Source organism: Streptomyces oryzae, from assembly GCF_017676365.1.
GTDB classification, from domain to species: domain Bacteria; phylum Actinomycetota; class Actinomycetes; order Streptomycetales; family Streptomycetaceae; genus Streptomyces; species Streptomyces oryzae.
On record NZ_JADKMA010000058.1, the window covers coordinates 13,777 to 37,589 of the forward strand.

Consider the following 23,813-nt stretch of genomic DNA (forward strand, 5'->3'; position numbering starts at 1 on the left):
TTTCGCTTCGGACGGCGGCGATGCCCACACCTAGTATCTCCGTTCCCGGACACAAGACGAACAGGAGGGGCGATCAGAACTGTGGAATTCACCACGGGCGGACGCTTGGAGGTCCGCATCACCCCTTCCGACGTGGGAAAACGTGTCTCGGTGCGGTCACTGACCCCTGCTGGAGAGCCGCGCGGGCGGTTCACTGACACGCTCGGCATTCTCACATCCTGGACCGGCGGCGTGCTCCGGGTCACCCGGCGCGATGGTGAGCAGGTGGAGATCGAGGAGGCTTCGATGGTCGCTGGAAAGGTGGTCCCGCCCACGCCCGCGCGCCGCCGGGGGCTGCCCGCCGCCGATGTGCGGGAACTCGTCACCGTCGCCGCCAGGGGCTGGCCCCCGGTCGAGTCCCAGGAGCTGGGCGGCTGGACGCTGCGGGCTGCCGGGGGCTTCACCGCGCGGGCGAACTCCGTACTGCCGCTCGGCGACCCCGGGCTGCCACTGTCGGCGGCCCTGGCGCGGGTCACCGACTGGTACGCCGAGCGCGGGCTGCCGGCCCGGATGCAGATCGCCGTCGAGGAGCACGCGCTGCTCGCCGATCAGCTGCGGGAGCGCGGCTGGACGGCGGAGCGGCACGGGCTGATACAGGTCGGCGCGCTCGCCCCGCTGGCCGACCGGGAGCCGGACGACAGGGTGCTGCTGCACCGTACGCCGGACGAGCGGTGGCTCTCGCTCTACAACCGCGCCGACGGCGACAAGCCGGCCGACGCCGCGCTGAAGGTGCTGACCGGCGGGCCCTCGGTGTGGTTCGCCTCGGTGCTGGACGAGTCCGGCTCCCCGGTCGCGATCGGGCGGTGCGTGGTGGACGGCCGGTGGGCCGGGTTCGCCGCCATAGAGGTGGCACCCGAGCGGCGCCGGCAGGGGCTCGCGCAGGCGGTGACGGGCGAGCTGGCCCGCGCCGCGCTGGCGGAGGGCGCCTCGGCCGCCTACCTCCAGGTGGAGCGGGACAACGCGGCGGCGCGTGCCCTCTACGAGCGGCTCGGGTTCGCCGACCACCACGCGTACTACTACCTCCGCGCCCCGCGGGACTGAGATGGACGGCGGAAACGGGGTGGGCGACCAGGAGGCGCCCGGCGCTGCCAGGCGGCGGTTCGCCGAGGCCGCCCGCCAGGAGCGGCCCGATCTCGCGCTGCTGTGTCTGCTGATCGGCGCCGAGGCCGCCCGGCACCCGGACGGCGGCCCGGCAACCGGCCCGGCGGCCGGCCCGGACGACGAGTCGGCTGTCGACCGGATCGTGGACGAGGGTCAGGCGGAACTCGACCGGCTGGCCGGGCTGTTGCCCTTCGAGCGCGGCCGGGCGCCAGAGGAGTGGGTACGGGCGCTGGAGCGGACGCTGGGTGATCAGCTGGGGTTCGGCGGCTCCGCCTCGGACTACCAGCGGCTGGAGTCCTCGCTGCTGCCCGAGGTGCTGCGGCGGCGGCGCGGGCTGCCGATCCTGCTGTCGGTGGTCTGGACGGAGGTGGCCCGGCGCGCGGGTGCCCCGGTGTACGGGGTGGCGCTGCCGGGTCATTTCGTGGTCGGCTTCGGCGACCCGGTGGGCGAGCACATGCTGGCCGACCCGTTCGGCGGCGGAAAGCGGCTGGACGAGGAGGAGCTGTCCGTCATGGTCGCCGGTGCCACCGGAGGGGCGCCGCTGTCGGCGGCCTCGCTGCGGCCGGCCGGTCCGCTGGAGACGGTGCTGCGCGTCCTGAACAACATCAGAGCCTGGGCCGCCTCGCGGCCCGAGCAGTCCGGGGTACGGCTGTGGGCGGTCGAGCTGTCCCTGCTGCTGCCGCACCACCCGGGCAGACTCCGCTTCGAACGCGCCCAACTGCTGGTCGAGCGGGGCGACTTCATACGCGGTGCCCGGGAGATGGAAGCCTACGCCGATGTCGTCGCGGCAATGGAGCCCAACGCCGCGGAGAACATGCGCCGCGCCGCCCGGGCCGCCCGAGCGCGGCTGAACTGATGAGGGCGTGCCCCTTGCTGTCCGTTGCAGGCTTGCATTTGTCGCCCCGCAAGCTTGGGCAGTCTGCGCCAGGGGCGCAGGGTGGGCAAGCGCAGCCCCCCACGCCGGGCACGCGGGCTCTAGAGCCAGCCCTTGTCGCGGGCGATCCGGACGGCCTCGGCCCGATTGCGGGCCCCCGTCTTCTGAATCGCCGTGGACAGGTAGTTGCGGACCGTGCCATGCGAAAGGTGCAGCGCGCCGGCAATCTCCGCATTGCCGGCGCCTTCGCGGGCCGCGGCCAGCACATCGCGCTCCCGGTCAGTAAGCGGACTGGCGCCCTCGGCGAGCGCGGCGGCGGCCAGCCCGGGGTCGATGACGCGCTCACCCGCCCGTACCCGGCGTACGGCGTCAGCCAGCTGAGCGGCGGGCGCGTCCTTGACCAGGAACGCGTCGGCGCCCGACTCCATAGCCCGGCGCAGATAGCCGGGCCGGCCGAAGGTGGTGAGGATGACGACCTTCAGCGCCGGGTGCCGCACCCGCAGCCCCTCCAGCGCGTCGAGTCCGGTCAGGCCGGGCATCTCGATGTCCAGCAGCGCCACATCGGGCTGGTGAGCCGCCACCGCATCCAGTACCTCGTCGCCCCTGCCGACCTGCGCGGCGATCTCGATGTCGGGTTCCAGGCTCAGCAGCGCGGCGAGCGCCTCGCGGACCATCGCCTGGTCCTCGGCCAGCAGCAGTCTGATCACCGCCTCAGGGTACTGAGGGCACGGTTGCGCGCAGCGTGAAGCCCCCGTCCAGGCCCGCCGAGGTGGACAGCGTGCCGTCGGCCTGCGCCAGCCGCTCCCGCAGCCCGCTCAGCCCGTTGCCCTCGGCGGCCCCGGAGGGGCCCTTGCCGTCGTCCGTGACGGTGAGCCGCAACAGCCTCGCGCCGTCCGCGCCCCGGTCCTGAGCCTGGAGGGTCACCGTGCAGCGGGTGGCGCCGCTGTGCCGTACGACGTTGGTGACCGCCTCGCGCAGCGCCCACGCCAGCACGCCCTCCTGTTCGGGCGCCAGTCGGACGGGCGGCGGCCGGTGCGGCAGCTCGGCGTCGATGCCCGCGGTGTCCAGCGCGGTGCGGGCTCCGGCCAGTTCGACGGCGAGGGTGGGGCGGCGGTATCCGCCGATCGCCTCGCGGACGTCCACGAGGGCCTGCCGGCTGACCCGTTCGATGTCGGCGACCTGTTCGGCGGCCTTCTGGGGGTGCTCGGGCAGCATCCGGCCCGTCAGCTCGCTCTTGAGCGTGATGAGGGAGAGCGAGTGGCCCAGCAGGTCGTGCAGGTCCCGGGCGAGCCGCAGCCGCTCCTCGTTCGCCGCGAGCTGCGCCACCACGGCGCGGGCCTCGCGCAGTTCGCGCATCGTACGGATGGTCTTGCGCGCCGACATCAGCGCTACGCAGCCCAGTACGGAGGGCACGATCAGCGAGGACCAGACGCCCCACCGGGGGTGGGCGCCGAAGTCGGTGCCCAGAGCCGCCAGGGCCAGCAGACAGGTGGCGAGGCCCCACCGGGCCCGGTCGGGAGGCAGCGCGGCGCCGAGGGCCACCGCGATGTAGACGTACAGCACCAGCCAGGCGTCGCCCAGCAGCAGGCCGAGCGTGAACGCGAGGCCGAACAGCGCCCCCAGCAGCGCGTACACCGTGTGGGCCGGCAGCGGCCTCGTGGTGTGCCGGAAGATCAGCACGAGGTAGCAGCCGAGAAAGGCGGCGAACCCGACGGCGGCGCCGGCCGTGCCGGCGGTCGAGTGGTCGCCGGACCACATGTCACCCACAGGGCCGCTGAGAAAGACCAGCCAGACCACGGTCATGACGATCTTCGACCGCTTCTGCTGCCGCGCCTCGGTGGTGTCCGCCATGTACGGGACCCCGCTGAATATCCCGTCGGACCTCCCGCCTGACGCTCCCCCGGGGCTGGGGGTCTCAAGGGCCACGGCCTTCTGCCGGGTGTCTGCCATCAGGCCGCTCCTCGTCTCGTGCTCCGGCGCGGCGCGCCACTCACGCCTTCCGGGTGTCCTTGCGGTAGAGCCATGCCGCCGCCCCCGCGAAGAGTACGAGATACCCCAGGAGCGTCCCCACGTCGCTCAGTTGCGGAGCCTCTCCCGTCTCGACCGCCCGGCCCAGCGCGGTGTAGGCGTGCGTGGGCATCCACGCACCGATGTCCTGCACCCAGCCGGGAAGGCTCGACATCGGCAGCCACAGCCCGCCCATGAACGCCAGCCCGAAGTAGAACAGCATCGTGATCGGCCGCACCGCGTCGCCCGTGGCCAGATAGCCGATGGCCACCCCCAGTGCCGCGAAGACGAAGCTGCCCGCCCACGAGCACAGTGCGACCGCGCCCCACTGCCAGGCTTCCAGCCGTACGCCCATCACGGCGGCGCCGGTCAGCAGGACGAGCAGGATGGACGGCAGGCTCACGGTGGCGGCCGAGGCGATCTTCGCGGCGACGTAGCCGCGCCCCGGCAGTGCGGTCAGCCGCAGCTGCCGTACCCAGCCGGTCTCGCGCTCCTTGGCGATGCGTTCGCTGTTGCCCATCAGAACGGCGGTCATCGCACCGAACGCGGCCATCGCGACCATGTAGTACAGCTTCAGGTCCACCGGCAGGCCCGGCATGTTCCCCGAGCTGTCCCGGCCGGCGATCAGCACGTAGAGCAGCGGCGGGTAGATCACCGAGAAGAACATGAACTTCTTGTTGCGCAGCGAACGGCTGATCTCCAGCCGGACGAGGGTCTTCACTTGATGCCCGCCTTGTCCTTGTCGTCGGTCGTCAGGTGGCCGGTCTCTTCGGCGCGCGAGGTGAGGGTGACGAACGCCTCCTCCAGGCCGAGCCCGGTGACCTCCAGGCCGTGCGGGTAGAGCCCCAGCGCGTAGAGGGCCTGCACGGTGGCGTCCGCGTCGGTGGAGCGCAGCCGTACGGCCGCTCCGGCCAGGTCGAGTTCGGTGACGCCGGGCAGGGCGCGCAGCTGCGCCTCCAGCACTCCGTCGGGCACCATCTCCAGGGTGAAGCCGACCCGGCGGACCCCCGCCATGGCCTTGATCTGGGCCGCGCTGCCGTCGGCGAGCAGCCGCCCGCGGTGCAGCACCAGCACCCGGTCGGCGACCTCGTCGGCCTCCTCCAGATAGTGCGTGGCGAACAGCACGGTGCGGCCGGTGGCGGCCTGCGCCCGCATGGCCGACCAGAAGGAGCGGCGCGCGGTGACATCCATACCGGTGGTGGGCTCGTCCAGCACGATCAGATCGCTGTCCCCCGCGGTCGCCAGCGCGAACCGCACACGCTGCTCCTGGCCGCCGGAGAGCTTGCCCACCATCCGGTCGGCCAGCTCGGTGATCCCGGCCTCGGCCAGCACCTGTTCCGTGGCGTACCCCCGCGGATGCAGAGCGCAGGCCAGCTCGATGAGTTCGCGGACCCGCACACCCTCCATCAGCCCGCCGGACTGGAGCATGGCGCCCACCCGGCCGCCGGTGACCGCCTGCCGCGGCGTCGTACCGAACAGCCGCACCCGGCCGCCAGGATCGGGGTTACGGAGCCCGAGCAGCAGGTCCAGCGTGGTGGACTTGCCCGCGCCGTTGGGCCCGAGCAGGGCGACGGTCTCGCCGGAGTACAGGCGGACGGTCAGCCCGTCGAGTGCCCGGACGGAACCGTACGTCTTACTGGCCGAGTTGAACTCCACGGCCGGCGCCGTGGCATGCGTCGATGTCATGCCCCAAGCGTCACGCCCGCGGCTGGCCCCAGGGCAGTGCCTGGGGTCGTGACCTGGGCCTGACATTTGTCACCCGGCATGGGGGCTGCGCTTGCCCGCCCTGCGTCCGTGCCCGGGGGCGCGGGGAACTGCTCCCCCAAGCTCTTCGAGCAGGGGGTGCCCCCAAAGCCACAAACAACCCGCAGCCCGCAGACAACAGCCGGCGGCACCCCCTCACCGGCACAAGATCAGCGAGAGCGCGCCCCCGGGACCTCCGCAACGCGCTGTGCGGGCTCGGCCGGCGCCTTCTCACGCAGGGCCTGAACCATCGCGGCAGCCGCATGCTTCGGCGTCATCTTGACCGTACCGGCACCACCTTCGACCACCACGTTGTCGAACGCGGAACCGTAAGTCTCCTTCAGCTTCGCGGTATCGATGACGGGCTGGAGCGTCCCGCTCCCGCCCGCCCGCATGGTGAGGAACGTACCAATCGTCTTCTGACTGAACGGCACCTTCACATCGCCCGCCTTGAGCCACACCCAGCCGGACATCGCGGTACGGCCGAAGCCGTGCACCGCCTTGTCCAGCTGCGCCTGGGTCACCTTGGGCTTGCTGACCGTGCCAGGCAGTTCGACCGGTCCGTTCTTGCCGGAGACGGCCCGCTGCTTGAACGCCTTCTCCAGCGCGGCGGGCGCCTTGTCGACGTCGATCACCTTGTGCGGACTGCCCTTCACGGCCACCGCCTTGCCGCCGGTGAACTTGACCATGCCCTCGGACGGCGACTTCGCCTCCGCCTTCGCGACGACGGGCTTGAGCGCGGCCCGCACCTTGGCCTCGTCCACCTTGACGGCCGGGTCCGCCTCGCGGGTGCCGCCCATGAGGGAGCCGATGACGGAGACCGGGTTGTAGTCGCGGCCCGCAGCGGCACGCACGGTGGCCTCGGTGTCGAGGGTCACCCCGGCCACGGTGGGCTTCAGCTCCGTCTGGCCGCCGCTCGTCTTGATCTTGAACGGCTCCTTGGCCCGGTCGCCCAGCTCGGCGTCCAGCTTGTTGACGGCCTCGTGCTTGCTCAGCCCGCCGATCTCCACGCCGAGCACCGTGGTGCCCTTGGGAACGTCCGCGTGGTCCAGCAGCAGGCCGGTGCCATAGGCGACGCCGACGACACCGACCACGGCGACGCCCGCGAGCACCAGCTTCGAACGGCCGCCCTTCTTGGCCGGTTTGGCGGGCTTCGTTCCACCTGGCGCGGACTGCGTACCCGTCGGACCGGCACCGGGCCCGGCCGACGGAGGGCCGGGCGGCGGCGCTGCGGGGGCGTCGGACGGACCCGTACCGCCCGACTGCGGCACCCCGCTGATCATGGTGTCGCTCGACAGCCGGGCCTCACCGCCGGGCGTACCGGGTCCACCGGGTGCGCCGGGTCCACCGGGCACGCCGGCCGGCCCCGTGTTGCCCGGCGCTCCGGCGCCGGGTGCGCCCGGGACGCCCTGGACCATCGGTGTTCCGGCCGGGGGTGTGCCGCCGGGGCCGGTCGCGGGGCCGCCCTGGCCCTCGCCGGGCCCGCGGTCGAACGCGTCCAGCCCGGAGGCGCTGCGCCCGGCGCCCTCGCCGTGCTCGGAGCCGGGCCCCGGCCCCCGGTCGGCCCCCGGTGCGGTCAGCGGCCCCGGGACAGGGCTGCCGGGGGTGGGCGGCACCGGCATGTCGCCGGTCACCGGACCGGTGGTGGGACCCGCGGGCCCGCCCGGCCGGCTCGGGCCGAGATGGGGTACGCCGTCGGGCGGCGTGTCCATCGGACCCGCTCCCCCGGGGAACGGCGCTCCCGCACCCGGCTCCCCTGGCATCCCGTGCGTACCGGTCGACTCGGGGATCCCGTGGGAGCCCGTCGCCTCGGGGATCCCGTGGGAACCGGTCGCCTCGGGGATCCCGTGGGAACCGGTCGATTCAGGGATCCCATACGTGCCGGTCGACTCAGGAATGCCGTGCGTACCCGTGGCCTCGGGAATCCCGTACGTACCGGTCGACTCAGGAATCCCGTACGAACCCGTCGACTCGGGAATCCCGTACGTACCGGTCGACTCCGGCACCCCGTGCGTCCCCGTCGTCTCCGGCCCGGGCCCCGAGTAGTACGGCAGATCGGCCCGGTCCCCGGCACCCGCACCAGCGCCAGCACCCGTGCCAACGCCCGCACCTGTGCCCGGCCCCGCGCCCGGACCGCCCGCCGACGGGCCGCCGGCCGAAGGGCCACCCGGCGTCGAACCGGACGGCCCCGAACCACTCTTGGGCGGTTTACGGGGGGCGAACCAGTCGCTGGTCTGCTGGGTGAACTTCTCCTCCGACCCGGCCGAGTCGTCCCCACCGGAACCCTGACCGCTCCCGGAGGCCGGAGCCGGCCCGGCCGCCGACGCCGACGCACCCGGCGGTGCGGGCGGGGGCGGCGGAACAGCGGCGGCTCCTGCGGCAGCGCCCGCGGCACCGCCGGTCGCACGCTTGCCCGCGCCGAGGTCCGGGGCGCTCTTCGCGTTCCGGCCGCCGCTCGTGTCCGCTCTGTCGGGCTTGCCGTCATCAGCGTCGTCCGCCACCGGCGTACGCATCACCACGGGCGGAATCGGCCGCGAACCGGGGATGTTGATGCGGATGCGGGTGGTGAGCGTCGTCTCGGTCTTCGGCTCGCCCGGCTTGGACCCGGCCGCGGGTTCGGACTCCCGGTCGCCCTGGCCCGTGTCGGAGCCCGAGGTGCCGTACGGCTCCGTCCCCGAGGGGTACGACGAACCGCCGCGCCTCTTGGGCCCGGAGGACGAACTGTCAGTTTCACGACTCAAAGCAGGTACTCCCGGATGGATTCGCCGTCTTCCTGTTGGCCTGAAGGCGGCTCGCCGGCGCGCACCACTGTACTTGGGCCACGAGGCACCGGCCCCGCGACCACCGAATCACCCCGCTGACGGCCCTCTCAGCGGTTTTTGCCGACCGGCACAGGCGGCGCGGGCAGTGCAACGGTGGTACACATCACAGCCGCGAGCATGCCGCCGAACAGGTAGACATAGCTGGCGATTCCGGCAGCGAACAAGAAGTCACCCTCAGCTCGCGCAGGGGTCATCAGCAGCACCGCGAGCACCCACCCGGCCCCCGGCACCGCGGCCCCCGTCTTGGTACGGCACAGCTTGGCGCCGCCCCAGAAGAGCCCGACGGCAGCCGCCAGCGCGAGCAGCAGCCCGAGCGGAAACCATCCGCCCTGGACGAGCGCCCCGGCAGCCCCGGTCAGCAGACCGAGAACGGCGAGCGCCACATACACGGCGATCCGCCCGCCACGCGCCCGCGGATACGGACCCCAGTCCACTCCCCCGCCCTGCGCTCGGTCCGCACCCGCCGCGCTCATACCCGCACCTCCGCGAACAGATCGTCGGCGCCGGCCGGGGCTTCCGCAGCGGTGCGGTCAGCGCACTGGAAGAACTCCACTCCGGTCAGCGGCTGGGCCAGGCCGTTGGAGAGGGCGAAAACGTGACCGCGCGAGGTGTGACGTACCGACACCTGGGTCTCGTGTGCCGCCATTGCCCTGGCCTTGGCGTCCACGTACGCGGCGGCGTCCACGGTGACATCGACCTCGGCCGCGCTCTCCACCACCCCCGGCACATCGTCCGGCTGCGCAACGCCCGTTCTGCCCGAGAAGCCGGGAATGGGGAAGACTTCGCCCGCGTCGGCTGCGGCGTGCAGCCGGGCGAACCCCTCGTCGAGGACGGGGCGCGGCACGACGTTCCAGTAGACGCGCTGCACCTGGTGCGGCTCGCCGCCCGTACGGCCGTTCTCCAGGGCGGCGAGCTCGACGGCGCGCATGGCGACGCGGTGGGCCTTGATGTGGTCGGGGTGGCCGTAGCCACCGTCCGGGCCGTAGGTGACCAGCACCTGGGGGCGCACCTCGCGCACCACGGCGGCGAGCAGCCGGGCGGCCTCGTCCAGGTCCGCCTGCCAGAAGCAGCCGGGGCGGTCGTTGGTCGGTGCACCCATCATGCCGGAGTCGCGGTAGCGCCCCGGCCCGCCGAGGAAGCGGTGGTCGGTGACGCCCAACTCCCGCATCGCCGCCGAGAGTTCCCCGATGCGGTGCGGGCCCAGGGTGTCGTCCTGACCGGGCGCCAGATGGGCCAGCCCGTCCGGAATGACCTCGCCCTCCTCGCCCAGGGTGCAGGTGACGAGGGTGACGTGGGCGCCCTCCGCCGCGTACTTGGCCATGGTGGCGCCGGTGGTGATCGACTCGTCGTCGGGGTGTGCGTGCACCAGCAGCAGACGGCGCGCGGGGGCGGCCGGTGAGCCGGGGGCCGCCCCCGGGGGAAACGCAGCGGTCATGCCCCCGAGCCTACGACGGCCGCCGTACCGGGAGCCGACGTGGTCAGCGAGGAGAACGTGGTCACCGAGGAGAAAGGGTCAGAATTTGAGTTCCCCGATCATCCCGGCGACGTTCGTGGTCAGGTCGTTGATGGTGGGCGCCACCGACGAGCTGGCCAGATAGAAGCCCAACAGCACGCAGATCACCGCGTGTCCGGCCTTGAGCCCGGATTTCCTGACAAGCAGGACGACGATGATCGCCAGCAGCACCACCGCCGAAATCGAGAGTGCCACGGCGGTTCACCTCCAAGTACGCACGGTCGGTACGGGATCGTTACGGGTCACACGGACACGGCAGCACGCCTCCGGCATGAGGAGCCACCGGCTTCATACCCAGCACTCACCATGCGCAACGGATCATAATTATCCGTGCGACCGCACGGCTCGGTGCACAGGTGCAGAGGAGGGGCGCATATTCAGTTCCAGCCAACTGCACACCACCCGAACATCGTCCCGGCGGGCACCCGGAGCGGATCACAGCCCGGCTCGAGCGCAGTACGGTCGGCCGCATGGCTACGACTTTCCCGCGGCAGCACGCGCGTACCCACCGATTCACACTTGGCGCCCCGAGGTCGTTCACTGTGGCCCCGGACGGCTCACGAGTGGTCTTTCTGCGCTCCCGGAGCGGTTCCGACCTGGCGAACCTGCTCTGGGTGCGGGACGTGGCCGACGGCCAGGAGCGGATCGCGGCCGACCCCGAGGCGCTGCTGGGCGGCGCCGCCGAGGAACTCTCCCCCGAGGAGCGCGCACGGCGCGAGCGGAGCCGCGAGGGGACGGCGGGCGTGGTCGGATATGCCACTGACACCTCCGTGAAGATGGCCGCTTTCGCCCTTTCGGGTCGGCTCTTCGCCGCCGACCTGCTCACCGGCGACTCCCGGGAACTGCCGACGCCCACCCCCGTGGTCGACCCGCGCCCCGCACCGGACGGCCGGCATGTGGCCTATGTGACGGGCGGCGCGCTGCGCGTGGTGGCCGCGACGGGTGAGGGCGACCGGGCGCTGGCCGAGCCCGAGGCGGAGACCGTCACCTGGGGCCTCGCCGAGTTCATCGCCGCCGAGGAGATGTCACGGACCCGCGGCTACTGGTGGTCCCCCGACTCGGACCGGCTGCTGGTGGCCCGGGCCGACGACGCGCCCGTACGCCGCTGGACCATCGCCGATCCGGCCAACCCGCAGGCGGAGCCGGCGCGGGTCGCCTATCCGGCGGCGGGGACGGAGAACGCCGAGGTCACGCTGCATCTGCTCAGCCTCGACGGGGCACGGACCGAGGTCGTCTGGGACCGCGAGCGCTATCCGTATCTGGCCCGCGCGCACTGGTCGGCCGCGGGTCCGCCGCTGCTGTTGGTGCAGACCAGGGACCAGCGCGAGGCCGCGTATCTGAGCGTGGACACCGCGACGGGTGCGACTTCCGTCACACACACCGACAGTGATCCAATCTGGCTGGAACTCTTCGGCGGTGTCCCGGCGTGGGCACCGGACGGCGAGCTGGTCCGCATCGCCGATCAGGCCGATCAGGCCGATCAGGACGCAGACCTCGACGGCGGCGCCCGGGTGCTCATGGCGGGCGCACGGCGGCTCACCTCCGCGGCGTTGCACGTACGAGCCGTACTGGACATCGGCGACGACGACGTCCTGTTCTCGGCGTCCGAGGGTGACGGGGACGGCTCCGCGGGGCGCAGCGCTCCCGGGGATGTCGGGGTCTACCGCGTGCCGCTGGCGGGTGGCGAGGCGGTGCGGATCGCCGACGAGGACGGGCCGCACGTCGCCTCCGCGACGCGGGGCGGCGGAACGCTGGTGCTGTCGACCGCCGCACCGGCACGGCCCGGGTCGCGGGTGGTGCTGCTGCGGGAGGCCGACTCGGCGCGGATCGGCGCCATCGAGTCGTACGCCGAGACGCCGGTGCTGGCCACCGCGCCGCGGCTGCTGCACGCCGGGAAGCGCCGCATCCCGGCCGCCGTCGTACTGCCAACCGGGTACCGGGAGTCGGACGGTCCGCTACCGGTGCTGATGGACCCGTACGGCGGGCCGCACGGGCAGCGCGTCGTCGCGGCGCACAATGCGCATCTGACGGCCCAGTGGTTCGCCGACCACGGCTTCGCGGTGGTCACGGCGGACGGACGGGGCACCCCGGGCCACAGCCCCGGCTGGGAGAAGGCCGTCTCGCGCCGGCTCGCCTCCGTCACGCTGGACGACCAGGTGGAGGCGCTGCAGGCACTCGCCGAGGACTTCCCGCTCGACCTGTCACGGGTCGGCATCCGCGGCTGGTCGTACGGCGGTTACCTCGCCGCGCTCGCGGTGCTGCGGCGGCCCGATGTCTTCCACGCCGCCGTCGCCGGTGCGCCGGTCACGGACTGGCGGCTGTACGACACCCACTACACGGAGCGGTACTGCGGTACCCCGCAGGACGATCCCGAGGTGTACGCGGAGTCCTCGCTGCTCACCGACGAGGGGCTGTCCCTGGTGGACCCGGGCAGCCCCCATCGGCCGATGATGATCATTCACGGGCTCGCCGACGACAATGTGGTGGTCGCCCATGCGTTGCGGCTCTCCTCCGCGCTGCTCGCCGCGGGCCGCGCGCACGAGGTGCTCCCTCTCTCGGGCGTCACGCACATGGCCAGCGGCGCGGAGGTCGCGGAGAACCTGCTGCTGCTGCAAGTGGGCTTCCTGAAGCGGTCGCTGGGGGTTGCCGGTGGTTCGGAGGGCACCCAAGGGCACCCCCTCCCCAGCAAAGGCGAAGCCTAAGGCTTGCTGTCCTCCATCGCGCGGAGTGCCCCGTCCAAGACGATGTCCTCCGCGCGGGCCGCGGTGGTCGGCTCCTCCGGAAAGTGGCAGGCCGTCAGATGGCCTGCCGCGTTCCCGGAGAGCTGCACCAGCGGCGGCTCCTCGGTGGCGCACTTGTCCTGCGCCTTCCAGCAGCGGGTGCGGAAGCGGCACCCCGAGGGCGGGTTGATCGGCGAGGGCACGTCACCGGCCAGCCGGATGCGCTCCCTTCTCTCCTCCTCGCCGGACGACGCCTCGTCCCCCTCCAGCACGGCCTCCGGCACGGCCGACAGCAGCGCGTGCGTATAGGGGTGGCGGGGGCGGTTGTAGATCGCGTCCCGCTCCCCCACCTCCACGACCTTGCCGAGGTACATCACCGCGACCCGCTCGGAGAAGTGCCGCACGATCGCCAGGTCGTGGGCGATGAACACGAAGGCGATGCCCATCTCGCGCTGCACCTGCTGGAGCAGATTGACCACCTGCGCCTGGATGGAGACGTCCAGCGCGGATACCGGTTCGTCGGCCACGATCAGCTTCGGCTCCAGCGCCAGGGCGCGGGCCACGCCGATGCGCTGCCGCTGGCCGCCGGAGAACTCGTGCGGGAACCGGTTGTAGTGCTCGGGGTTGAGGCCGACGGTCTCCAGCAGCTCGCGGATGCGCTTCTCCCGCCCGCCGGGCGGGTTGATGCCGTTGACCTCCATGGGACCGCCGATGATGGCGCCGACCGTCTGCCGCGGGTTGAGCGACGAGTACGGGTCCTGGAAGATCATCTGGATCTCGGAGCGGATCGGCGCCAGCTGCTTGCGCGTCGCGTGGGTGATGTCCTGCCCGGCGTAGCTGAGGGAGCCGCCGGTGGGCTCCAGCAGCCGGGTCAGCAGCCGGCCCGTCGTGGACTTGCCGCAGCCCGACTCGCCGACGAGGCCGAAGCTCTCGCCCGCGTGCACGGCCAGATCGACGCCGGAGACGGCCTGGACCTCGCCCACCTTCCGTTTGAAGGGGAAACCCCCCATGATCGGAAAGTGTTTGGCCAGGTTCTCGGCCTTCAGCAGCGGCTCTCCCGTACGGGCGGGCCGGGCGTCCTCCGGTTCGTCGCCTGGCTTGGTCAGGGTGAGGTCATCGCTCATTGGTCTGGTTCTCCCTCTGCCTGGCCTAGCTCAGCCTGGGCTTGATCTGCTCGACGAAGAACGTCCGCTTCTGCTCCGCCGTCAGATGGCAGGCGGCGCCCCGGCCGTCCGGCAGCAGCGGCCGGTCGGCGGAGCAGGACTTGCCCGCGACCTCGTCCACGTAGTGGCAGCGCGGGTGGAACGGGCAGCCGGGCGGGGGCGCGAGCAGGCTGGGCGGGGTGCCGGGGATCGGCGAGAGCTCCTCGTTCACGTTTCCGGTCAGCCGGGGCATCGAGGTGAGCAGGCCCCAGGTGTAGGGGTGCTGCGGCGAGCGCAGCACCTCGGAGACACTGCCGCGCTCGACGGCGCGTCCGCCGTACATCACCAGGATGTCGTCGGCGATGTTGGCGATCACGCCGAGGTCGTGGGTGATGAAGATGATCGCGGAGCCGAACTCCTGCTGGAGATCCTTGAGCAGGTCGAGGATCTGCGCCTGCACGGTGACGTCGAGCGCCGTGGTGGGCTCGTCCGCGATCAGCAGGTCCGGGTTGCACACCAGCGCCATGGCGATCATCGCGCGCTGCCGCATGCCGCCGGAGAACTGGTGCGGGTAGTCGTTGACCCGGGTCTTCGCGTTCGGGATGCCGACCTTGTCCAGCATCTCGATGGCCCGCAGCTGTGCCTCCCGCTTGGAGACGCCCATGTGCTTGCGGTAGGGCTCGGCGATCTGCCGTCCGATCGTGTAGTACGGCGAGAGCGCGGTGAGCGCGTCCTGGAAGATCATCGCCATCTTGTTGCCCCGCAGCGTCTCCAGCGTCTTCTCGCGGGCGCCGGTCAGCTCCTGGCCGTCCAGCAGGATCTCCCCGGAGACCTCGGTGGTGCGCGGGTTGTGCAGGCCCAGGATGGACAGGTTGGTGACCGACTTGCCGGAGCCGGACTCGCCGACGATGCCGAGGGTGCGGCCGCGCTCCACGTCGAAGGAGAGCCCGTCCACGGCCTTGACGGTGCCGTCCTCGGTGTCGAAGTGCACATACAGATCGCGCACCGAGAGGAAGGCGTCCCCGTCCCCCTCGCCACGCGGAGCCGGTACGTCCGCTTCCTTGGTCAGGGTGGTCATGTGCCGGTTCTCCTAGGACAGTCGCACGCGCGGGTCGATGAACGCGTAGGCGGCGTCCACGATGATGTTGAAGAGAATGATGAAGGTGGCCGCGAAGAGCATCACGCCCATCACCATCGGAATGTCGGTGTTCTGCACCGAGTTGACCGCGAGGGTGCCGAGCCCGGGCAGCGAGAACGTCCACTCGGTGATCATCGCGCCGCCGAAGAGCGAGCCGAGGTCGACGCCGAAGATGGTGACGATGGGGATGAGCGAGCCCCGCCAGGCGTAGCGGAAGAACACGTACTTCCCCGACATGCCCTTGGCCCGCGCCGTTCTGACGTGGTCCTCCTGGAGCTGTTCGATCATCGAGGACCGGGACAGACGGGTGTAGTTCGCGGTGAAGATGATCTGTACGACCAGCCAGGGGATCAGCAGTCCCGTGAACCAGCCGATCGGGTCCTGGGTCAGCGGCACGTACTTGGGCTGGTCCAGCAGGTTGAGGTTGTAGACCACCAGCGCCAGCAGGAGGGGGCCGATGAAGTAGATCTGCATCGAGGAGAGCACCAGCGACATCGAGCTGAAGACCTTGTCGATGATCGTGCCCTTCTTCCAGGCGGCGATCATGCCCGCGCCCAGCCCGATGGTCAGGAAGACCACGGCACCGCCGGCGGTCAGCGAGACGGTCGTCGGGAAACGGTCCAGGATGGTCTCCCAGACGGGGTCCTGGTTGGCGAAGGAGTACCCGAAGCACGGTGCCGGGCAGGCACCGGCGGCGAACTGCCGCCCGGCGACGATGCCGACCATGAAGTGGAAGTACTGCACCGGGACCGGCTCGTCGATGCCCATGTTCTTGCGGATGACCGCGAGCGCGTCCGGCGTGCAGTTCTTGCCGCAGGCCAGCATCGCCGGGTCCCGTGGGATGGCGTAGAAGAGGAAGAAGGTGACGGCGCTGATGATCAGCAGGATCACCACGGCGCCGAGCGACCGGCGGATGAGAAATCGCAGCATGACGGGAACGCAGCTCTCGTACGACAGCGGGATCGAGACGTGCGGGATACAGGGGTGCCGCGGCACAGGGTGCGGGGCACAGGTGCGGAGCGGAGGCCGGGCTCCGCCGCCCGGCCCATGCGGACCGGGCGGCGGAGTCGGCGCCGGGGCGCTACTTCTTCACGTACAGCGACGTCGGGTTGATGTCGTGCAGCTGCTCGTCGAAGTACATACCGCCGACCTTCGATCCGGAGAGCTGGATCGTCTTGTAGTAGTGCATCGGCACCGCGGGGACGTCCTCGGTGAGGATCTTGTCCGCGAGCTTCTGCCACTCCTTGGCGGCCTCGTTCGGGTCGGAGAGGGAACGGATCCGGTCCATCTCCTTCTCGAACTTCGGGTTCTTGTGGTGCGAGTAGTTCGCGGCACCGTCCTGGACCTGCCGCCCGTCGAACAGGTTCGGGACGACGGTCGAGGCGCTCGGCCAGTCGGCACCCCACGAGTTGTGGTAGATGTCGTAGTTGTTCTTGATCTTGCCGATCTGGTCGTAGTACGTGTCCGCGATGATGTCCTTCTTCTGGACGTCGAACCCGGCCTTCTCCAGGTTCTGGGTCGCGGCCACGGAGAACTGCTGCCACTCGGGGGCGTTCTGGTAGGCGAAGGTGAGCTTCATGCCCTTCTTGCCGGACTCCTTCAGGAGCTTGGCCGCCTTCTTGACGTCGCCCTGCGGCTTCTTGATCTTGTTGAACGGGTCGGTCGGCTCGTGGCCCACCAGCGTCGGGCTGACGTAGTTGCCCGCGAGCTCGCCGCCGCCGGCACCGCCGAACGCGGAGACGATGGACTGGTTGGGCATCGCGTAGGCGATGGCCTGGCGGACCTTCTTGTTCTTGATCCGGTCCATGTTGATGTTCATGTAGCTGACGTACGACTGGTAGCCGGACACCGAGCGCTTCTTGATGTTCTGGTCGCTGCGCACCTTCTGCATGCTGGACGCGTCGACGCTGTTGGTGAAGCTGGTGGCGGTCTGGTTCTCACCCGCGTCGGACATCAGCCGCTTGGTGGAGTCCTCGAAGGAGACCCCGAACTGGATGTCGAAGGCGTCCGGGAACTGGTGCCGGCCCGGGTCCGTCTTCGGGTCCCACTCGGGGTTGCGGACGAGCTTCATGCTCTTGCCGGACTTGAAGGACTGGATCTTGTACGGGCCGCTGGCCAGCGGCTTCTTGTCGTACTTCTCCTTGGTGTCCTTCTTCTCGGAGACTGCCGCGTACCCGGCCATCGCCAGCGCGTGCGGCAGCTCCGCCTGCGGCTTCTTGAAGTGGAAGATGATCGTCTTCGCGTCCGGCGTCTCCAGCATGCTGTCCGGCAGGTGCTTGCCCTTGTAGGGGCCGTCCTTGAGCAGCTTGCGGTAGTCGGTGCCGCCGGTGTCGGCCAGCCACTGCTGGACGAAGGTGGGGCCCTCGGTGATGAACGGCGCGAACGTACGCTCGATCGAGTGGCGGATGTCCTTCGAGGTGATGGCGGAGCCGTCCTCGAACTTGATGCCGTCCTTGAGCTTGTACGTCCAGGTCTTGCCGCCGTCCGACTTCTTGCCGCTGTCGGTGGCGAGGTCGCCGACGACCTCGTACTTGTCGGCGCTGGTGCGCTTGTAGGTGGTCAGCCCGCGGTGGATCAGCCGGGCGAGGGCCTGCTCGTCGCTGACGTAGATCTGGGCCGGGTCCAGGTGCGCGAAGCTGTCGCGCTGCAGCACCTTGACGGTGCCGCCCTTGCGGCTGCCCTTGACGGCCGGGGCCGGGCCCTTGGAGGCTGCCTCGTCCGCGTAGGTGTAGGAGACGTCCTGGCCCTGCTTCTTGGCCTTCGTCCCCTTCTCGTCGTCCCCGCCGCCCCCGCCGCTGCTGCAGCCGGTGAGGAACAGCGCGCCGGCGGCGACCGCCGCGAGGGAGGCACGCGCCGTGCGTATGCTCACTCTGCTCATGGTGGTGTCTGCACCTGCCTGTCGGTTGTCCGTCGCTGCCTGACTGATGCCGTACGGGGTGGCAGCACCCCCCACCACTCGGTCGCGCCTGGCCCTCATCGGCCGGCCTTCGGGTCGAACGCGTCCCTGACCGAGTCTCCGAGCAGGTTGAAGGCGAGGATGAAGATCACCATCGCCCCGCCCGGAAAGAACATGTAGGTGATGTCGCTCTGATAGACATCGGCGCCCTTGGCGAACATCCGGCCCCAGTCGGGAGTGGGCTCCTGCAGGCCCACGCCGAGGAAGGAGAGCCCCGCGATGGCGGTGACGTTGTTCGGCAGCATGTAAGTGGACTGCACCAGAATGGGCGTGACGAGGTTCGGCAGCAGTTCCTTGCGGACGATGCGCCCCGGCGGCGTACCGGCGACCCTCGCGGCCTCGATGAACTCCCGCTCCCGCAGCGACAGCGTCTGGCCGCGCAGCAGGCGCGCCAGCGTCATCCAGCCCAGCAGCCACATCACATAGACGAGCACACTGGCCCGCAGCCAGGTCGGCATCTCGTCCTGCGGCGGAACCAGCAGGGCCGCGACGACCGGCGTGAACGCCACGAAGAACAGCTGGTTGGGGAAGGACATCATCAAGTCGGTGAAGCGGCCGAGGAAGTAGTCGACCTTGCCACCGAAGTAGCCGCCTGCGACGCCGATCAGGATGGCGGTGATCACCGAGAGCAGGGTGACCAGGATGGCGAGCGAGAGCGAGGTGCGGATCCCGTAGATCAGCTGCGTGAACACGTCCCGTCCGAGCCCGGGCTCCAGGCCGAACCAGAACTCGCCGTCGATGCCGCCGTTGGGCTTGACCGGGTAGGAGTTGTCGTTCAGCAGCGTCGGGTCCAACTCGCCGTAGCGGGTGTAGGGATCCTTGCCGTAGAGCTTCGAGATCACCGGGGCCAGCGCCGCGATCACGAAGAAGGCGAGCACAACGCACGCCGAGATCACCCCTGTGCGGTCGCGCTTGAAGCGCAGCCACATGAGCCGGCCGGGGGATCTGCCCGCGAGTTCACCCTCCTTGGCAACTCGCGTAGAACTCAGACCTGCGTCGTCGGGGCCAGGGGTGTCGGCCCCGGCTGTCGCAGCCTGGGAAGGACTTGTCATCGCGTGTGTGCTCCCGCGCTCAAATCTCGCCGGAACCCGAATCGTTGGGCGTGATGCGGGTGGGTTGAGCCGGACTTTCGCAAGTCAATTACCGAGCAGTCAAGAGGTGTTGGCCCTGCTGAGCGCCGTCCACCGGTTTCTTGAGCGAACGTTGCGCAGATCGAGGTCGCAACGTGCTTGACATCACAAACGCCGAGCGGACATAGCACCATAAGTACCGGGGAAGCGCCTTAACGAACCCGCAACACGGCCGTCGTCTCTCCGATATCCGAAGCAGCCGCCCTGAAGTGCGTACGGCGCGCAACTCCCGCATCCGGTGGGTTTCGTGGCGTTCTCATGCGCGAGCAGTGCACACCGTGCGAACATTGGCGCGCGGTCACAATGGCGTGCGTCGCGGCACAGGGGGCGCTTGTAGCCGGACGGCGATCACAGGTAGACACGGGTGGATCCGGAACGACGTCGCGACACCGCACCAAAAACGGGGGCCGAGCCATGGGCCAGGACAGAACACTGGCGCGCGGGGCGCGTGCCTTCGGAGCACTGCTGACGGCCGGGCTCGCGCTGGTCAGTCTCGCGTGGATCATCCGGGACTTCACCAAGGCCCACGAGGTCGTCGACGTCTGGTGGAACTGGGCCGGTCTGCCGGCCCGCGCCGAGGACGGGGTGTGGGTCACCTCGTTCCTGGAGCCGACGCTGCTGCTGCTGTATTCGGTCGCCGCCGTGACGGCGTACCGCTCCTCCTCCGCCGCGGCCATACTGACCTGCACCGGACTGCTGACGGTCGCCGTGCGCACCCCCGGCCTGTGGAACCTCAACGCCGACTGGATGCAGGGCGTGCAGGACGGGCTGCTGAGCAAGGTGCTGTTCAGCACCATCGCGGCCGTCGTGATCGGGGTGGTGCTGATCATCACGGCCGTGGCCGGACGCCGCCCCCAGCTGCCCACCGGGTACGGCTCCGGCTCCGGCGGCTCGGGCCTCGCGGCCGGCTCCGACCCCGCCGACGGGCCACCCGCCGGTCCCACACGCAGCGGTGCGGTGGTCGCCTTCCTGGTGCTGGGCGCCTGCGGTGTGGTGCTGGCCGCGTGGGAGATACGCAGCTGGCAGCAGTACGGCTGGGACCGGTATCAGCGGATACTGACCGGCGAAGGAACCATTGTGCGGCTGCTGGACGCCCCCTCCGGCTGGGTGCCGTGGACGGTCGCGCTCCTCAGTCTGGCGGCCGCGGTCGCGGCGCTGGCGGGCGCGCCGTTCTCCCGCCCGCTCGGCCTGATCGTCGCCGGGCCGCTGCTCGGCGTCGGCCTCTTCGCCGTGGCCTACAGCGTCAAGACGGAGCTGCTCGAGCACTTCGGCGACCTGGGCATCGAGGGGCAGCTGCACGTGCTCACCAGCCTGTTCGAGGTCGCCTCCGGCTGTGCCGTACTGCTGGCACTCGCCCGCGGCGAGCAGCGCGACAGCAGCATCCTCGCGCAGTACCGGGGTGGCACGCCGGCCTACGGACGCAGCCCGCAGCTCTGACGGGCCGGCGCCCCGCGCGGCTGAGCCTGCGACAGCCCCGCCCGGGCCTCGGCCTCAGCCGGCCACCGGGGGCGCCACCGCGGCGCGCTCGGCGGCGAAGTGGCAGGCCGAGGGGTGGTGCACGGGCTCGTCGTGGAGGGTGCCGGCGAAGTTCTCCGGCACGGCCAGCGCCGGTTCCTCGACGGCGCAGCGCTGTTGGGCCTTCCAGCAGCGGGTGCGGAAGTGGCAGCCCGAGGGCGGGTTGGCCGGCGAGGGCACATCCCCCTCCAGCACGATGCGCTCCCGCCGCTCCGCCCGCTCCGGGTCGGGGACGGGAACGGCGGACAGCAGCGCCTGGGTGTAGGGATGCGTCGGGTGTTCGTAGATCTCGGTCTCGGTGCCGATCTCCACGATCCTGCCGAGGTACATCACGGCGACGCGGTCGGAGATGTGGCGGACGATGGACAGATCGTGGGCGATGAACAGGTAGGACAGCCCGAACTCGTCCTGCAGCCGCTCCATCAGATTGACGACCTGCGCCTGCACCGACACATCCAGCGCGGAGACCGGCTCGTCGGCCACGATGATCTCCGGGCGCAGCGCCAGCCCCCGCGCGATCCCGATCCGCTGCCGCTGCCCCCCGCTGAACTGGTGGGGATACCGGTTCACATACGCGGGATCGAGCCCCACGACGTCCAGCAGCTCCTGCACCTTCCGCCGCCGGTCGCCCTTCGGTGCCGCCTCGGGGTGGATCTCGAACGGCTCCCCCACGATGTCGCCCACCGTCATCCGCGGATTCAGCGAGGTGTACGGGTCCTGGAACACCATCTGGATGTTCCGCCGCACCGCCTTCAGCGCCCGTCCCGACAGCTTGGTGATGTCCTCGCCCTTGTAGCGGATGGTGCCCGCGGTGGGCTCTTCGAGATGGGTGACGAGCTTGGCGACGGTGGACTTGCCGCAGCCGGACTCGCCCACGATGCCCAGCGTCTCGCCCTGATGCAGGTCGAAGGAGACGCCGTCGACGGCCTTGACGGCGCCGACCTGCCGCTTGACGAGGATGCCCTGCGTCAGCGGGAAGTGCTTGACCAGGCCCCGCACCTCCAGGACGGCCTCACGCCCCGCACCCGCCTTGTCGGCACGCGAACGCGTCAGCAGCATCCGCGCCTCCCAGCCGTCCTCCCGGGCCAGACTGCGCCCCGAGCGGTCAGCGTGCATCGAACATCTCCTTCCAGAAGTGGCAGGCGCTGCGGCGCGGCGCTGAGACCTCGTACAACGGCGGTACGTCCGTACGGCACAGGGTGCGTGCCATGGGACAGCGCGGGTTGTAGGCGCAGCCGGGCGGGATCTCCAGCAGGCTGGGCGGCATCCCCCGGATGACGTTGAGCTGCTGTCCCTTCTGGTCGACGCGCGGGATCGAGTCGAGCAGGCCCCTGGTGTACGGGTGGGCCGGCGCCCGGTACAGCTTGCCGACCGGTGCCGTCTCCACGATGCGGCCCGCGTACATCACCGCGATCTTGTCGGCGACGTCGGCGACCACTCCCAGATCGTGGGTGATGAGGATGAGCCCCATGGTGAACTCGCGCTGGAGCTCCGCCAGCAGCTCCATCACCTGCGCCTGCACCGTGACATCCAGCGCTGTCGTCGGCTCGTCCGCGATGATCAGATCCGGCTCCAGCGCCAGCGCCATCGCGATCATGATGCGCTGCCGCATCCCTCCGCTGAACTGGTGCGGAAAGTCCCCCGCCCGCTGCCGCGCCGCCGGGATACGGACCCGCTCCATCAGCTCGACGGCCCTGGCCCTGGCCTCCTTGCGGCTCAGGCCCTGGTGGACGCGGAACATCTCGCCCAGCTGATAGCCCACCGTCAGCACGGGGTTGAGCGAGGAGAGGGCGTCCTGGAAGATCATCGCCATCTTCGAGCCGCGCACCTTCCGCCGCTCCTCCTCCGGGAGCCGCAGCAGGTCCCGGCCCTGGAAGACGATCTCCCCGCCCGTGATCCGGCCCGGTGGCATGTCGAGGATGCCCATGACCGCCTGCGCGGTCACCGACTTGCCCGACCCCGACTCGCCCAGCACCGCCAGCGTCTCCCCCGCCTCGACGCTGCAGCTCACCCCGTTGACGGCCTGGGCCACCCCGTCCCGGGTGCGGAACTCCACATGCAGGTCACGGACTTCCAGCAGGCTCACCGCGCTCACCTCAGCTTCGGGTCGAGGGCGTCGCGCACCGCGTCGCCGAGCATGATGAACGCCAGCACGGTGAGGCTTAGCGCGGCGGCCGGATAGAGCAGGATGTGCGGCGCGTTGCGGAACTGCATGCCCTGGGAGGCGGCGGAGATGTCCGCGCCCCAGGAGACGGTGGGCGGCTGGAGCCCGACGCCGAGATAGCTGAGCGTGGCCTCCAGCGCGATATAGGTGCCCAGCGCGATGGTCGCGGTCACGATCACCGGTGCGACGGCGTTCGGCAGGATGTGCCGCACCATCATCCGTACGTTGCTCGCGCCCAGCGCCCGGGCCGCCAGTACGTAGTCGTTCTGCTTCGCCGTGATCACCGACCCCCGCGCGATACGGGCCACCTGCGGCCAGCCGAGCAGCACGATGAAGGTGACCACCGTCCACACGGAACGGCTGCCGGTCATGGACAGGAACACCAGGCCGCCCAGGACGATGGGGATGCCGAAGAAGATGTCGGTGACGCGGGAGAGGAGCGCGTCCCACAGCCCGCCGAAGAACCCGGCCAGCCCGCCCAGCAGGCTGCCCAGCGCCGCGACGCCCGCCGTGGCGCAGACGCCGACCGTCACCGAGGTGCGGGCCCCGTGGACGACCCGCGTATAGACGTCGCAGCCCTGGGTGTCGAAGCCGAACCAGTGTCCGGCGGAGGACGGGTCGAGGGAGCGCCCGAGCCGGCAGGAGAGCGGGTCCCGCGAGGCGATGAGGCCCGGCCAGAGCGAGATGAGCACCAGAAAGGTGATGAGCAGCCCCGCGATCACGAACACCGGATTGCGGCGCAGGTCGTACCACGCGTCCGACCACAGGCTCCGCGCCCGCTCCGGCACCGGCGCCGGGCCCTCTCCTCCCGGGGGAGGGGGCGCCTCCTCGACCGCCTGCCCTTCCTTCCCGGCCGGCTCCCCGGCTCCACCGGGCCCTTCGATGGCCGGTGTCTTTGTGAAACCCGCCGTCGTCCACGCGCGAGGGGGTACGCCGTCGTCGGCGGGAT

Annotated in this window: 20 protein-coding genes; 4 read left to right on the forward strand and 16 right to left on the reverse strand. The window is 70.7% G+C overall.

Features of this window, described 5'->3' with window-relative positions:
- Positions 1-81: 81 nt before the first annotated feature.
- Positions 82-1,080 carry a GNAT family N-acetyltransferase gene (locus tag ITI46_RS13650; protein WP_209239791.1) on the forward strand — a complete coding sequence of 333 codons (999 nt, stop codon included), beginning with the start codon at positions 82-84 and terminating at the stop codon, positions 1,078-1,080.
- Position 1,081: 1 nt separating this feature from the next.
- On the forward strand, positions 1,082-1,996 hold the full coding sequence (locus ITI46_RS13655) for a transglutaminase-like and tetratricopeptide repeat-containing protein (protein ID WP_209239792.1): 915 nt from the start codon (positions 1,082-1,084) through the stop codon (positions 1,994-1,996).
- 119 nt (positions 1,997-2,115) lie between these two features.
- On the opposite strand, the gene ITI46_RS13660 is transcribed toward ITI46_RS13655, so the two are convergent.
- From ITI46_RS13660 to ITI46_RS13695, 8 genes are all read right to left on the reverse strand, one after another.
- Positions 2,116-2,688: a response regulator gene (locus tag ITI46_RS13660; RefSeq protein WP_247745942.1), complete on the reverse strand. Its 573-nt coding sequence runs from the start codon at positions 2,686-2,688 to the stop codon at positions 2,116-2,118.
- Positions 2,689-2,725: 37 nt separating this feature from the next.
- Positions 2,726-3,964 (reverse strand): sensor histidine kinase, encoded by a 1,239-nt coding sequence (locus tag ITI46_RS13665; RefSeq protein WP_247745937.1) that lies wholly within the window; start codon positions 3,962-3,964, stop codon positions 2,726-2,728.
- A gap of 40 nt (positions 3,965-4,004) precedes the next feature.
- Positions 4,005-4,742, reverse strand: coding sequence for an ABC transporter permease (locus ITI46_RS13670; RefSeq protein WP_209239794.1), 738 nt, complete (start codon positions 4,740-4,742; stop codon positions 4,005-4,007).
- Entirely contained in the window at positions 4,739-5,707 is a 969-nt protein-coding gene (locus ITI46_RS13675; protein ID WP_209239795.1) for an ABC transporter ATP-binding protein, read from the reverse strand. The genes ITI46_RS13670 and ITI46_RS13675 overlap by 4 nt, the downstream gene beginning before the upstream one ends.
- Before the next feature lie 227 nt (positions 5,708-5,934).
- A complete protein-coding gene (locus tag ITI46_RS13680; RefSeq protein ID WP_209239796.1) occupies positions 5,935-8,505 on the reverse strand; it encodes a peptidoglycan binding domain-containing protein in 2,571 nt (856 codons plus the stop codon).
- A gap of 128 nt (positions 8,506-8,633) precedes the next feature.
- The gene (locus ITI46_RS13685; RefSeq protein WP_209239797.1) at positions 8,634-9,059 is read right to left on the reverse strand and encodes a DUF6113 family protein; all 426 of its coding nucleotides are present in this window, start codon (positions 9,057-9,059) and stop codon (positions 8,634-8,636) included.
- On the reverse strand, positions 9,056-10,021 hold the full coding sequence (gene mshB / locus ITI46_RS13690) for an N-acetyl-1-D-myo-inositol-2-amino-2-deoxy-alpha-D-glucopyranoside deacetylase (protein WP_209239798.1): 966 nt from the start codon (positions 10,019-10,021) through the stop codon (positions 9,056-9,058). Before mshB ends, ITI46_RS13685 begins: the two co-directional genes overlap by 4 nt.
- A gap of 78 nt (positions 10,022-10,099) precedes the next feature.
- Positions 10,100-10,294 (reverse strand): hypothetical protein, encoded by a 195-nt coding sequence (locus ITI46_RS13695; protein WP_209239799.1) that lies wholly within the window; start codon positions 10,292-10,294, stop codon positions 10,100-10,102.
- A gap of 275 nt (positions 10,295-10,569) precedes the next feature.
- On the opposite strand from ITI46_RS13695, the gene ITI46_RS13700 reads away from it, so the two are divergent.
- The gene (locus ITI46_RS13700; protein ID WP_209239800.1) at positions 10,570-12,801 is read left to right on the forward strand and encodes a S9 family peptidase; all 2,232 of its coding nucleotides are present in this window, start codon (positions 10,570-10,572) and stop codon (positions 12,799-12,801) included.
- Here the strand turns inward: ITI46_RS13700 and ITI46_RS13705 are convergent.
- From ITI46_RS13705 to ITI46_RS13725, 5 genes are all read right to left on the reverse strand, one after another.
- Positions 12,798-13,943 (reverse strand): ABC transporter ATP-binding protein, encoded by a 1,146-nt coding sequence (locus ITI46_RS13705; RefSeq protein ID WP_209239801.1) that lies wholly within the window; start codon positions 13,941-13,943, stop codon positions 12,798-12,800. The genes ITI46_RS13700 and ITI46_RS13705 overlap by 4 nt on opposite strands.
- 25 nt (positions 13,944-13,968) lie before the next feature.
- Positions 13,969-15,039, reverse strand: coding sequence for an ABC transporter ATP-binding protein (locus tag ITI46_RS13710; protein WP_209239802.1), 1,071 nt, complete (start codon positions 15,037-15,039; stop codon positions 13,969-13,971).
- Between the two features lie 12 nt (positions 15,040-15,051).
- Positions 15,052-16,029: an ABC transporter permease gene (locus ITI46_RS13715; protein WP_209239803.1), complete on the reverse strand. Its 978-nt coding sequence runs from the start codon at positions 16,027-16,029 to the stop codon at positions 15,052-15,054.
- A gap of 151 nt (positions 16,030-16,180) precedes the next feature.
- Positions 16,181-17,977, reverse strand: a complete 1,797-nt coding sequence (locus ITI46_RS13720) for an ABC transporter substrate-binding protein (RefSeq protein WP_209239804.1) — start codon at positions 17,975-17,977, stop codon at positions 16,181-16,183.
- A 95-nt stretch (positions 17,978-18,072) separates the two neighbouring features.
- Positions 18,073-19,107, reverse strand: a complete 1,035-nt coding sequence (locus ITI46_RS13725; RefSeq protein WP_209239805.1) for an ABC transporter permease — start codon at positions 19,105-19,107, stop codon at positions 18,073-18,075.
- Between the two features lie 492 nt (positions 19,108-19,599).
- Here ITI46_RS13725 and ITI46_RS13730 point away from each other — a divergent pair, with 492 nt between their 5' ends.
- Positions 19,600-20,622, forward strand: a complete 1,023-nt coding sequence (locus ITI46_RS13730) for a hypothetical protein (RefSeq protein WP_209239806.1) — start codon at positions 19,600-19,602, stop codon at positions 20,620-20,622.
- 54 nt (positions 20,623-20,676) lie between these two features.
- Here ITI46_RS13730 and ITI46_RS13735 read toward each other — a convergent pair whose 3' ends face one another.
- The 3 genes from ITI46_RS13735 to ITI46_RS13745 are packed head-to-tail and all read right to left on the reverse strand — an operon-like array spanning position 20,677 to position 23,748.
- Positions 20,677-21,816, reverse strand: a complete 1,140-nt coding sequence (locus tag ITI46_RS13735; protein WP_209239807.1) for an ABC transporter ATP-binding protein — start codon at positions 21,814-21,816, stop codon at positions 20,677-20,679.
- A complete protein-coding gene (locus tag ITI46_RS13740) occupies positions 21,806-22,786 on the reverse strand; it encodes an ABC transporter ATP-binding protein (RefSeq protein WP_209239808.1) in 981 nt (326 codons plus the stop codon). The genes ITI46_RS13735 and ITI46_RS13740 overlap by 11 nt, the downstream gene beginning before the upstream one ends.
- Positions 22,787-22,791: 5 nt before the next feature.
- Complete coding sequence (locus tag ITI46_RS13745; protein ID WP_209239810.1) at positions 22,792-23,748, reverse strand: ABC transporter permease; 957 nt, start codon at positions 23,746-23,748, stop codon at positions 22,792-22,794.
- Between the last annotated feature and the right edge of the window lie 65 nt (positions 23,749-23,813).